The 12,708-nt window shown below is 45.9% G+C and carries 11 protein-coding genes; 8 read left to right on the plus strand and 3 right to left on the minus strand.

The genetic code is table 11. The annotated features are described in order from the left end of the window. The first annotated feature begins 115 nt into the window (after nucleotides 1-115). The 8 genes from topA to AZI86_RS17290 all read left to right on the plus strand — a co-directional run bounded on the left by topA (nucleotide 116) and on the right by AZI86_RS17290 (nucleotide 10,980). On the plus strand, nucleotides 116-2,830 hold the full coding sequence (gene topA, locus AZI86_RS17255; protein ID WP_061836543.1) for a type I DNA topoisomerase: 2,715 nt from the start codon (nucleotides 116-118) through the stop codon (nucleotides 2,828-2,830). Nucleotides 2,831-2,920: 90 nt separating this feature from the next. Continuing rightward, entirely contained in the window at nucleotides 2,921-3,820 is a 900-nt protein-coding gene (locus AZI86_RS17260) for a hypothetical protein (RefSeq protein WP_061836544.1), read from the plus strand. 124 nt (nucleotides 3,821-3,944) lie between these two features. Then, nucleotides 3,945-5,969 carry a S41 family peptidase gene (locus AZI86_RS17265; RefSeq protein WP_061836545.1) on the plus strand — a complete coding sequence of 675 codons (2,025 nt, stop codon included), beginning with the start codon at nucleotides 3,945-3,947 and terminating at the stop codon, nucleotides 5,967-5,969. A gap of 182 nt (nucleotides 5,970-6,151) precedes the next feature. Further along, nucleotides 6,152-7,066, plus strand: a complete 915-nt coding sequence (locus AZI86_RS17270; RefSeq protein ID WP_061836546.1) for a response regulator — start codon at nucleotides 6,152-6,154, stop codon at nucleotides 7,064-7,066. A gap of 116 nt (nucleotides 7,067-7,182) precedes the next feature. Beyond that, entirely contained in the window at nucleotides 7,183-8,295 is a 1,113-nt protein-coding gene (locus AZI86_RS17275; protein ID WP_061836547.1) for a thiamine pyrophosphate-dependent dehydrogenase E1 component subunit alpha, read from the plus strand. After that, nucleotides 8,295-9,350, plus strand: a complete 1,056-nt coding sequence (locus tag AZI86_RS17280) for an alpha-ketoacid dehydrogenase subunit beta (protein WP_061836548.1) — start codon at nucleotides 8,295-8,297, stop codon at nucleotides 9,348-9,350. Before AZI86_RS17275 ends, AZI86_RS17280 begins: the two co-directional genes overlap by 1 nt. After that, nucleotides 9,350-10,192: a class I SAM-dependent methyltransferase gene (locus tag AZI86_RS17285; protein ID WP_061836549.1), complete on the plus strand. Its 843-nt coding sequence runs from the start codon at nucleotides 9,350-9,352 to the stop codon at nucleotides 10,190-10,192. Before AZI86_RS17280 ends, AZI86_RS17285 begins: the two co-directional genes overlap by 1 nt. A gap of 140 nt (nucleotides 10,193-10,332) precedes the next feature. Then, nucleotides 10,333-10,980 (plus strand): hypothetical protein, encoded by a 648-nt coding sequence (locus AZI86_RS17290; protein ID WP_061836550.1) that lies wholly within the window; start codon nucleotides 10,333-10,335, stop codon nucleotides 10,978-10,980. Nucleotides 10,981-11,018: 38 nt separating this feature from the next. Here AZI86_RS17290 and AZI86_RS17295 read toward each other — a convergent pair whose 3' ends face one another. From AZI86_RS17295 to cutA, 3 genes are all read right to left on the minus strand, one after another. Then, nucleotides 11,019-11,654, minus strand: a complete 636-nt coding sequence (locus AZI86_RS17295) for a hypothetical protein (RefSeq protein ID WP_061836551.1) — start codon at nucleotides 11,652-11,654, stop codon at nucleotides 11,019-11,021. Nucleotides 11,655-11,826: 172 nt separating this feature from the next. Next, nucleotides 11,827-12,345: an orotate phosphoribosyltransferase gene (gene pyrE / locus AZI86_RS17300; protein WP_061836552.1), complete on the minus strand. Its 519-nt coding sequence runs from the start codon at nucleotides 12,343-12,345 to the stop codon at nucleotides 11,827-11,829. 47 nt (nucleotides 12,346-12,392) lie between these two features. Further along, nucleotides 12,393-12,707, minus strand: coding sequence for a divalent-cation tolerance protein CutA (gene cutA / locus AZI86_RS17305; RefSeq protein WP_061836553.1), 315 nt, complete (start codon nucleotides 12,705-12,707; stop codon nucleotides 12,393-12,395). Between the last annotated feature and the right edge of the window lies 1 nt (nucleotide 12,708).

Here is a 12,708-nt window from a genome sequence, read left to right on the forward strand (position 1 = left end):
TCTTTGGTACGGCTTGTTATAATTTAGACTTGCGCCGGAAGCCCATCGCCTTCATTTTTGTCTATATATATAGATCGGGCTACCGGGCCCATCTGCCAGCAGCAGAGGAACACCAATGGCAAAAAAAGGCGAATCCAACGACGGCATCAAGCTTGTGATCGTAGAGTCCCCAACAAAGGCAAAAACCATCCGTAAATTTCTAGGACGTGAGTACGTGGTGGAATCTTGCATGGGACATATTCGCGATTTACCCAAATCAGCGAAAGACATTCCTGAAAAAGTTAAAAAAGAAAAGTGGGCCCAGCTGGGCGTGAACGTGGATAAGAATTTCGAACCTCTTTACTGCGTGCCTAAAGATAAAACCAAAGTCGTTAAGAATCTGAAGGACAAGTTAGAAGAAGCCTCAGAGCTTTACCTCGCGACCGATGAAGACCGTGAAGGGGAGTCTATCAGCTGGCATTTGCTTGAAGTCTTAAAACCGAAAGTTCCAACCAAACGCATGGTCTTTCACGAGATCACCAAAGAGGCGATTCAAAAAGCCCTTAAAGATACGCGCGAGATTGATTTGAACCTGGTTCGCGCGCAAGAAGCGCGTCGCGTGCTAGATCGCTTAGTGGGTTACACAATCTCCCCCCTTCTTTGGAAAAAAGTCGCTTACGGTCTTTCCGCAGGGCGCGTGCAATCCGTGGCCGTGCGTTTAATCGCGGAAAGAGAACTAGAGCGTGTGCGCTTTAAGAAATCTTCTTATTGGGGAGTTCTTGCGGAACTTGCCAAAGACGGCGTGAATTTCGAATCGCGCTTGCAGCAATATAAAAATCAGCGCATCGCAACCGGCAAAGACTTTGATGGTTTGACGGGCCAACTTACGGCCGGCAAAGACGTTTTAGTTTTAGACGACAAGCTGGCTGCAAAACTATCTCAAGATCTAAAATCAGGCTCCTGGACCGTCAGTGAAGTTGAAGAAAAACCAACCACTCGTAAGCCCGCAGCACCTTTTATCACTTCGACGTTGCAACAAGAATCCAATCGTAAATTGGGTTTAAGTTCGCGCGAAACGATGCAAGTCGCACAGAAATTGTACGAACAAGGTTTTATCACCTATATGCGTACGGACTCTACGTTCTTATCTGAAGAGGCCATCAAGGCTTCGCGCGAATGTATTCAAAGTAAATATGGCAAAGAATATTTAACTCCGCAGCCACGTAATTATGCCGCGAAAAAGGTGAAGGGCGCTCAAGAGGCCCATGAAGCGATTCGTCCCGCAGGGAACCAGTTTATGGATCCCGATGAGACGGGCCTTACGGGCCAGCAGTTCCGCCTGTATGACATGATTTGGAAACGCACGATTGCTTCGCAAATGGTGGATGCTCGACAAAAACAAGTCAGTGCAAAAATCCAAGTCGGCGATGCTTTGTTCGGTGCTTCTGGCATGACGATTGAGTTTCCGGGTTTCTTACGCGCGTACGTCGAAGGCAGCGATGATCCCGAAGCAGATTTAGCAGAACGCGAAGTGCGTTTACCCGCACTGAAAGTGAAAGATTCCGTGAAGGTTTCTAAGCTAGATCCGACATCGCATGAAACCAAGCCGCCAGCTCGTTACACAGAGGCGAGCTTAGTGCAAACGATGGAAAAAGAAGGCATTGGTCGTCCATCAACATACGCTTCAGTTATCGGAACTATCATTGACCGTGGATATGTTCGTAAAAATGGAACCGCCTTGGTGCCGACATTCACCGCGATGATCGTGTCCAAACTTTTAAGTTCTTATTTGACAGAGTATGTGGATCTTGGCTTCACGTCTGAAATGGAACAAAGTCTGGATAATATTGCAGAAGGTGATTTGGATTGGGAGAAATACTTAGCCTCCATTTACAAAGGGCCTAAGGGTTTGCGCGCTTTGGTGGAAGCTCAAGAAGAAAAAATCAATCCGGACGATGCACGCACAATGACTTTAGAAGGCATGGATCGCTATAAATTCCACGTCGGTCGCTATGGGGCTTATTTAACAAGTACTCGCGACGGTGAAGATGTCAGTGCCTCATTGCCAGACAACGAATCGCCCGCAGATATCACGCCTGAAATTGCCGAGCGTTTGATTGATCAAAAAATTAATGGCGCGGATGCTTTAGGTAAAGATCCAAAAACAGGTTTGCCGATTTATGTTTTAAATGGTCGTTTTGGTCCGTATGTACAGTTAGGTGACGTGTCTCCAGAAGATGACAAACCAAAACGTGCGTCGCTTCCGCCAAATACGCAACCGGAACAAGTCGACTTGAATATGGCCCTAGAGCTATTATCGTTGCCTAAAACTTTGGGTATCCATCCTGGAACTTCAAAAGAAATCAAGGCAGGCTTAGGTCGTTTTGGTCCTTTCGTGGTTCATGACGGTGATTACCGTTCCATCCCTAAAGGGGAAAGTGTGATTACCATCACCTTAGAACGTGCTTTAGAAATGCTGAGTCAGCCTAAAAAAGGCCGTGGCCGAGCCGCCGCCCTTAAAGATTTGGGGCCTCATCCTGATTCGGGCGAGGCGGTCCAGGTATTTAATGGTCCTTATGGGCCTTATATAAAATGTGGCAAAGTGAACTCGTCGCTTCCTGAAGGGGTGACTCCGGATACCATCACCCTAGAGCAAGCTATTGCTTTGATTAATGAAAAAGGCGGAGTGAGCAAGGCTAAGGGCAAAGCCAAAAAGGCCCCGAGTGCAAAAAAAGCCGCCCCCGTTAAAGAAGCTCCGGCTAAAGGGGCTTTAAAGAAGGCCGTGACTCCAAAAGCCAAAGCCGAGGTTTTGGGCGTGAAAAAAGTGGTCACTCGCAAGGCCAAAAAGTAATTAGTTCAGGCCCCTTTTCCGAAAGGGGTTTGTTTGTTAAATTGACTGCATTCAAGCATTTACGCCCTCGACGGGCCCGGTGGAGTCAATATGAGCGACAGTCCTCGCAAGGGACAACTCGAGTTAGGAATCTCTCGTCAGCCAGAGAAAGATCGCAACTTTCATTTGGGTGGACGCAGTTTCTATTTCTTTGATTTCGACGACAACATCGCTTTCTTAACGACGCCCTTGATTCTTTTCCACAAAGACACTCGTGAAGAACTTCAAATTTCTAGTGGGGATTTCGCCCAACACCATTTGCATATTGGTAAATCGGGTGCGTTTGAAAGTTTTGAAATTGATTATTGCGATATGACAGGAACATTCCGTAATTTTCGTGACGCTGATATTTCTGAAGCCGAGCGCCTGAACGGGCGTCGTCAGATTTTCGTGGAAGATGTGGCGCAGGCCGTGGGTTTTGCAGACTTCCAATGGAAGGGGCCTTCTTGGGAGTGTTTTTATCACGCGGCATTTAATCAGCGCCCGCTATCGGTGATCACCGCTCGTGGTCATCATCCGGAAACTCTGAAAGAGGGGATCCGTCATTTCGTGCAAAATAAGCTTTTGCCCATTGAGCCCAACTATTTAAGTGTCTATCCGGTCAGTCATAAAGAAACGCGTCGTGCTTTAGGGGACGTAGAATTCAAAGAAGGCACAGCCGAGTTAAAGCAACGTGCCATTCGCGCCAGTGTTGAAAAAGCCATTGAAGTTTACGGGTATAACCCGCATCACCGTTTTGGAATGTCTGACGATGATCCCAAGAATATCCAGCTCATCTTAGAAGAGATGACTCGACTTAAGTCTAAGTACCGCGAGATGTCTTTCTTTATTATCGAAACCCAGCACGGCAACTTCATCAAACATGAAGTCGGTGTTAACGGGCTGCGCGGTGAAAAAGTGGAGAGCCTCTCACAACTGTCTTTTTTTGAAGAAGAAAGACAAAAGTCTTAATCCCCAATAACCAGTCCTAATTTAGGGCGGCATTCATAAATTGAATGCGCTCTATTGAATATTTGTTACTCTAGTGAAATCACGTGGGCTTGAAGGAAGAGCAAGCCCTATCGGAAGGATCACGATGATTTCATTGTCTATGTCACAGAAAATTAAGCTAGCCATCGTGGCTGGTGCTCTTGCAACTTCATCACTGGCTTATGCTCAGCAAAAAGACGGCTTAGAATGTCGTTATCTGACAGTGATTGAACAAGGCTTTTTGGCCAATCACGTGAAATATTCTGTACGTGATTCTGAATTGCAAACTCGCGTGGTAGAGCAATATCTGAAGCGCTTGGATCCCTCAAAAATTTATCTGACTCAACCGGATATCGATCAGATTAAAAAAATAACCAATAATGTTTTTGATAAGACCAAAAACAAAGATTGTGCTTTCCTGGATCAAACTCAAAAAATCGTCCTTGAAAGAGTCAAAGATCGTTTGGCATTTGCTAAGCTTTACTTAGGCAAAGATTTCAAGTTTGATCCGGCGACAGAATTTACTTTCGATCCAGAAAAAAAGGCATGGCCCAAAGACACGGCTGAGGCCAATGATTATTTGAAAAAATACATCCAATTCCAAATCGGCAACTATATGGCGACCGATATGAAAATGGAAGAAGCTAAAAAGAACGTCATCAAAAATTACGAGCGTGCGGTGAAACGGACTCAAGATACGACCGAAGACGATTTGTACTCGGGCTATCTTGATTCTTTTGCGCGCGCTTTAGATCCACATTCAAGCTTCTTTTCTCGTGATGTTTTAGAAGACTTTGAAATCCAAATGCGTTTGTCACTTGAAGGTATTGGCGCGACACTTTCCTCCCAAGACGGTTTCACCGTGGTGGAACAGCTTGTGCCAGGTGGGGCGGCCGCAAAATCGGGTTTGATTGAGCCTCAAGATAAAATCGTGGCGGTCGGGCAGGAAAAAGGTCCGATGGAAAACGTGATCGATCAAGATTTGAAAGACGTTGTTAAAAAAATCCGTGGCGCTAAAGGAACGAAAGTTCGTTTGACGATCTTGCGTAAAACCGGTGACGGTAAAAAACGCATGGATGTCACTTTAGTACGTGAAAAAGTAAGCCTTGAAGACGATGCGGCCTCAATCACTTTCACGGAAAAAGAAGTCGGTGGCGTAAAAAAGAAATTGGGCATTATCAATTTCCCGTCGTTCTATGCGGATTCTCGTCGTGGCGGTCGTTCGTCAGCGGCAGATTTGAAAAAAATCATCAAAGAAGCTAACGAGAAAAAAGCGGACGGTTTGGTGCTAGATCTTTCTACCAACGGTGGAGGATCGCTTGAAGACGCGGTGAAAATCGCGGGGTTATTCTTCCAAACTGGAAACGTAGTGAAACAATCTTCTAAAAATGAAGGTCGTGCGGAAGCCGCCCTTCGCGACACCGATCCCACTGTTGACTGGGCGGGACCGCTGGTTGTTTTAACCAGCCGGATTTCGGCTTCGGCATCTGAGATCGTATCGGGAACTTTGCAGGATTATAAACGCGCGGTGATCGTCGGTGGTGACCACACTTATGGTAAAGGTTCCGTGCAATCGGTATTGCCAATTCCAAATGACCTTGGCGCGATTAAAGTGACCGTGGGCATGTTCTTTATCCCGGGTGGTAAATCGACTCAGCACCGTGGTGTTGATGCCGACATTGTGTTGCCAGGTCCTTTTAGTACGGACGACGTGGGTGAAAAGTACATGGACTATTCATTGCCACCAAAAACCATCGACGCGTTCTTGTCGCCAGAGGCCTACGTGAAAGAAGGTCCTTCAGCGTGGAAAGAAGTGAAAACAGAGTGGGTCAAATCAATGAAAGATCGCTCTACGGAACGTGTTGCTAAAAATGAAGAATTTAAAAAAATCGTCGATGAATTAAATAAGGCCAAAGCCCGCGGTAAAGTGATCCGCGTGAGCGAAGTGCTTAAAGATAAAAACGAAAAAGAAAAGAAAGATAAAGCGAAAAAGACGGCAAGTAAGGCCAAGAAAAACGAAGAATACTTAAAGCGCCCTGATATTCAGGAAGCGGAAAGTGTCCTTCTGGATCTGATTCTGTTGCAAGAAGGCAAAGCCCTTCTGCCACTGAAACAAGCCAGCGCTAAATAGAAGCGTCTTTTCCTTAAGTCCATGTCAGTTGTTGTTGAAGCCCGGGCCGAACCCGGGCTTTTTTTATTTAAGCCTAGCCATGGCCTGGCTTAAAACCCAGACCTTGGTCGGGTATAGCTAAACCGGAAAAGCACGATAAGAGATGAGGGGATGCGTGACGGACCCGCGGCGAGGAGATCCACTTGAGAGAGAAAAAAACTATCCGCCTTTTACATATCGATGATTCAGCGACTCTGCGTAAGACCATTGAACGTGGGTTAGAACCGTACAAGAGCGAATACGCCCTGACTCAAGCAAATTCCGCGGAAGAGGCTTTGCAATTATTAGCTTCCGGGAGCAAGTTCGATGTCGTTTTAACTGATTGGATGATGACCGGCAAAAGTGGATTTGATCTTTTATGCATTTTAAAATCACACCCTGCGTACCATGACATTCCTGTATTCTTTCTTACGACAGAATCTGATGGACCCAACTTCACAATGGCAATGGCGTTTGGCTCTGCGGGATTGTTAAAAAAGCCTATCACTGTTCCGGAAATTTACGCTTTCTTGCAAAAGAAAATGCACGTCATTGAGGAATCATTTGTTATTTCAAAAAACGATATTTTCGTCACCAAAACGCAGGCATTGTTGCAAGACTTCAAACGCTTATTGCCTTCGCGAAGTACGACGGATTTGGAAAACTGTTTGAAGGGCACGCAAATCCTTAAGGCGATGTCGAGTTCTTCTCGTTGGCCCGTGCTTGGCTATTACGCGACGAAAATGGAAGCGGCCATTCAAGAAACTTTAAAGATGGGGCATTATCAAAATCCGCCCTTAAATACGATGTTGTCAGAATTCGTGAACTTCATGGAAAAAGCAGCGGCGGATATTCAAGCCGGGACTGGCCATGCGATTTTTGGAGCTGACCTTGAAAGACAATTTAAAACCTATCATGAGAACTTAAAAGCGGGTTGGTTCAACGCGGCCATCCCGACCCCGTCGCAAGATGGACTCTGGCTTTCTTGGGACGCGGTCAATCAGCTTCAAAAGCATTTGGACAATGAAGGCAAAGCCCTCCTGCAAAGCCATATAGCGTCTAAGAAGTCGGCCGCTTAATTTTTAGTCAAAAACAAACTATTTTTCCATGGATTTCAAGGCTATTTGGCGTGACAAAAGCTTCTCTTTTCGCTTAGATGGACGCCAAATAGAGTTCGGACTCATGGAGACTCACTATGTCTAAAAAGACCTCGGTTAAAGCGGGATCAAAGCCAGCGCCTAAAAAAGGTGCGGCTTCGAAAACTTCTGCCGGTGCCGCTAAAAAAACCTCTGCTAAGGCTTCCTCCAAAGATTCTTTTGGCGGACTTTCTGAAGATCTTTTATTGCGCATGCATGACTTGATGGTGAAATCGCGCGTTCTTGAAGAGCGTTTGATTAAAATCTATAAAGCAGGAGAAGCTTATTTCTGGATCGGTGGACCCGGTGAAGAAGCTTTCGGCGTCCCGTTGGGCATGCTTACTAAAAAGGGCCAAGGCTTGGATTACGATTGGTTGCATTTGCACTATCGTTGTACGCCGACTTTGATTGCCATGGGTATGACCATGATTGACTCTGTTCGTTTGATCATGAATCGTTCGACCGACCCTTCCACGGGCGGGCGTAACTTTGCCAATCACTATTGTTTCCCTCAGTGGAATGTCGCGCCAGTGACTTCGCCCATCGAGGTTCAGTATCCAATTGCGGTGGGAACCGCCCACGCACAAAAACGTCACGGTAAAAAATCGATTTCAATTGTGACAGGTGGTGACGCCGGAACTGCCGAAGGAGATTTTGCCTCTGCTTTGATTTTAGCGTCTCGTAAAGGCCAAGAGCTGCCTGTGTTATTGACCGTGCAAAATAACAAAATGGGTATTTCCACTCCGTTTGAAGGTCAGCATGGGGAAACGCATATCGCCGATCGCGCGAAGGCGTTCAACATCCGTTCGCGTATCATTAATGGTAATGACCCGGTTGAGACTTATATCGCCGTGAAAGAAGAAATGGATTACATCCGTAAAACCGGCAAGCCTTCTTTCATTGAGGCATACACGACACGTTTGTACGGCCATTCTTCAGCCGACGGGGCTAATAAGAAAACTCACATGGCGGATCCAGTGATGGTCTTTGAAGAACGTCTTTTGAAAGCCGGTATTATTTCTGAAAAAGCCGTGAAAAAAATCTGGGAAATTTATGAAACAGAAGGTGTGGCCGCACAAGAACAAGCTCGTCAAGAGCCAGTGCCGACGTCGGATTCTGTTTGGGATCATGTTTACGTGAACAATGAAAATGCGGATTGGAGAAAATTCTAATGGCAAGTACAGCTCAAGCCATTCGCATGGCTCTTCATTATGGTGAAAAGCACTTAGGTCTTAAAGACGTTTTTGGACAAGACGTGGGCGCACCATTGGGTGGTGTTTTCACGGCGACTCAAGGTCTTAAAACGGCTTGGAACTCTCCGCTGGATGAACGTGGGATTATCGGCATGGCGATGGGAATTGCCATGGCTGGGGACCGCTGTGTGGCAGAGATTCAGTTTGCGGATTATATTTTTAATACGATCGATCTTTTAAAAATTGCCGGCAACACTTTGTGGTGCACAAACGGGCAAATGCAATTGCCGATGGTCGTGATGACCCCGGTGGGTGCGGGAATCTTTGGTTCCGTTTACCATTCGCATTCTTTTGATGCTTGGGCTTCTCGTTTGCCGGGTTGGAAGATCGTGATGCCTTCAAATCCGCTGGATGCTTACGGCTTAATGCTGGCGGCAATCCAAGATCCAAATCCCGTTTTGTATCTTAAATCCAAAGCTTTGATGCGCCATAAAGGGGATGAATTAATCCCGGGCGAACCGGCTGATGAAAAAGAGCTTAAGGCGATGATTGATAAACCCGTGCAAAATCCAGACGGCTGGAAACCACGTTGGCCCGATCTGCAAGAATACATCGTGCCGATTGGTAAAGGTAAAATCACTCGGAGCGGTGAACACATCACGGTTGTCACGTACAGCCGCATGGTTCATTTGTGTGATGAAGCGGCAGATAAGTTACGTGAAGAGGGCATTTCTGTTGAAGTGATCGATTTACGTTCGATTTACCCGTATGACTGGCAGATGATTAAATCATCAATTGAAAAAACCGGTCGCGTGCTTTTCGTGAATGAAGATACGGAAGTCACAAATTTTGGTGAGCATTTGGCTTACCGTGCAACTCAAGAATGTTTTTACCAGTTGATGGCGCGTCCGCGTGTGGTGGCTGGTAAGAATCTTCCGGGTATTGGTTTGCATCCGAACCTAGAGAAGAATTCCGTTCCTCAGCTGCATGATATCGAAATAGCAATTCGCGAAGTCGTGGCGGAAGTTCCTTAATGGCAAAAAAAGAGAAATCTCACCGTAAAAAAGTTCGTCGTCGGGTAAATCGTAAAAACAGCAAAGTGCAATTCGATAAATACGAATTGTACCGCAAGGCTGTGCAATCGGCAGAAACCGACGTGCAGTTTATTCGCGACACTTACGTGGAACTTAAGGGCAAGCAACCGCGAGTGTTTCGTGAAGACTTTTGCGGAACGTTTGCTTTATCTAACGAATGGATTAAACTTAATCCGCGCCATGAGGCTATCGGTATCGATCTTGATCCAGAACCGATGGCGTATGGTCGTCAGCACTATCTGACTCAATTAAAACCTGAACAGCAACGTCGCATGAAGCTGATTGAAGGCAATGTTCTTGATCCGAACTTACCTAAGGCTGACATCGTCGCGGCAATGAACTTTTCGTATTTCTGTTTTAAGCAAAGAGATCTATTAAAAAAATATTTTGCCAATGTTTATAAAACTTTGGGTAAAGATGGGATCTTCCTGGTCGACCTTTTTGGTGGCAGTCAGTGTTATGACGCCATCGAGGACACGATCAAGCACGAAGGTTTTACTTACTATTGGGATCAAACCAACTTTGACCCAGTGACCAACGAAGCTTTGTTCCATATTCACTTCCGAGTGAAAGGACAAAAGATCGAACGCGTTTTCACCTATGACTGGCGTCTTTGGTCGATTCCGGAACTTCGCGATATTATGGCCGAAGTCGGATTCCGTAAAAGCCATGTTTATTGGGAAGGAACCGCAGCCGATGGTTCGGGCGATGGAAACTTTACACGTGTCGATCATGGTGAAGCCTGCCAAAGCTGGATTGCTTACATCGTTGCTGAAAAATAGGCTCTTTTTTAAGAAAAGCCCCTCCTTGGGCTTTTTGACACCATTTTTTCTGGTATACGCCTTGCTATAGCTTAGCTCGTTGTTAATTTTGGTTCGTTTTGGACTGAGGACGATGAGCACAAATCTTTGTAGAGGTGAATATGAGTTCTATTTTGCGTGGAGTGGCTGTGGCTGCTCTGTCTGTTTTGGCGTTGGCGGGTTGCGATGAGTCTCGCGTGGTTGGTACTCTTACCACTAGTACTACTCTTCGTATTGTATCTCCTGGTGGGAACAAACAAGTCTTAAATGCAGGCACTTATCGTGCGGCGGTTCGCGCTCAAGAAAAGGGCGGACAAGTTTTCATTTCTGCAGCCGGGGGGAAAGAGGTCACTTTCAAGATCCCTCAGCTGTCGAGTTCCTCAGAGCAAACTATTAAAATCTCTCCGGCATCGTTAAGACAAGAATTTGGCTTAAGCGGTCGCGTTTACGGAACTCAAGTTCCCTTTGATCGTGAAGCGACTCGTTCCTGCGTGTACGATACGGAACGCGTTTATCGCTGTGATGGTGATCGCGGTCGTGACTTGCGTGGCCGAGAAAACTGTGGTTGGGAATGGGTCGAAATCAAAGGCTATCAGCGTGTTCGTGAGCAAGGCTATGCCTCTTACAAAAATCTAGATATCAATCTGGTAAACACAGCGAGCCAAAAAGTAGGTAATTTCCGCGGTTCGTATTCATACGGCGACACCATCACAAATGTAAGTTATTTGTCTGGTTGTATTCCTGAAAGACATCGTCCGTATAACTTCTAAACTAAAAAGCCCACTTAGAAAGTGGGCTTTTTTATTTGTTACTTATTCAAGATGTAATAAGCCTTAGAAATGATATGCATTCTTCCTAATCCTTCAAAGCGGGGGACAGTAAGATAAAATGTGGGCGTAGTACCTCGTCCTTTTTCATCGCTGCGCACGCGTCCCTCCATGATGATTCGGGCATCTCCGTTAAGTGTGATGGGATTTTTGGACTTCAGATAAGCGGTCGTGATTTTTTCTTCTTCTTCGTTTTGAATCGTCACGGTGGCAGATTCAAATATAATATTATTAGCTTTAAAATTAATAACTTTGGGGAAGACCAACTCTCCGCACAGAACGATGGTGTCGGCGGTGATCTCCGTCGGCAGGGGGGACTTAGGCTCATGGCCGCCACAGCCGAAGGTGACCGTTTCTTCTCCGGGTACCAGAGAGTCTTCAAGAGCCTCAAAATATTGAAGTCGCAAGATGTGATTGATGTCTTCGTGACTGCGCTCAATCTCAATATTTAAAACGTAAGGATCGGTTTCTAAGGTTTTGACAGCCACAAGGCCCGAGTAACCTTGAGTTCTGTAAGTCAATGGGGGGGCGGATTTAGGACCTTCTTGATTGCGTTCACGGGGCCCGCAGGCCGCAAAGCTAAAAAGACTTAATAAAAGGATAAAAATAGTTCTCATAGTGACTCCGTTTTCAGTTGCAGGCTTAAAATTGCAAGCGGGGAGCCAGGGGGTATCGAAGGGGAGTGGTAGATATAACCTAAAGAAACCAGGGGTTTATGGAAAACCCCCTTTGAAACGTCCGTCCCCCGTCTTAGAAGGCGGACGTGGTTTTTGGGATTATTAAAGGCGACTAGTTAAAATCAGCCTTCATAAAAAGAGGCGTCAATGTCAGGTCGATCTCGGTTAATTTTGGTTCCGGAAATACAGGTCCTCGATGAATCACGCAAAGCACGTGGCTGACTTTGGCTCCTAAAGAGCGAATGTCCTTTGTGGATAAAACGACCTGTCCGCCCGTTGTGACGACATCTTCGATCACGCAGACGTTCTTGCCTTTGATCTCTAAGCCCTCGGCAAATTTGCAAGTGCCGTACTCCTTAGCCTCTTTTCGTACAAACACACAAGGCAATCCGGTTTCAAGTGATAAGGCGGTGGCGATGGGGATGCCACCCATTTCTAATCCCGCTAAGACCTCGGTTCCCGGAGGAATCAGCGGCGCCATTTGTTTTGCGATTTCACGCAATAACAATGGCTGTGCTTCGAAACGGTACTTATCAAAATATTCGTTAGAAACTTGGCCCGAACGAAGTTTGAATTCTCCGGTTAAATGAGCGATGTCATAGATTTTTTTTGCGAGTTCTTGCTTAGTCATCAAAGCCCCTTATTTCGGTCCCCAAGCGGACCGGGCCATAATAAAAGCTATTTCATCGAATCTTCAAGCCACTTTTTATAGGATTCATTTATTGCCAGAACAGGCAAAATCATGACGCAAGGAATAGTGTAGGGATGAAGTTCTTCGATGCGTTTAGTAAGGCTTTCTTGCACGCCGGGCTTATTTAAAGTCTTTAAAATCAGCACATATTCATTGCTGTGATCTAAATTTCCATCCCACCAATAATGGGACTCCATGCGCGTAAGGATATTGGCACAGCCAATACGTTTTTCCTTTAATAAAGTTCTAGAAATGGATTCGGCGGTTTCTTTATCTGGGCAAGGAACATAAAAAAGCAGCACC

Origin of the sequence: Bdellovibrio bacteriovorus (genome assembly GCF_001592735.1) — a bacterium.
Taxonomy (GTDB): Bacteria; Bdellovibrionota; Bdellovibrionia; order Bdellovibrionales; family Bdellovibrionaceae; genus Bdellovibrio; species Bdellovibrio bacteriovorus_D.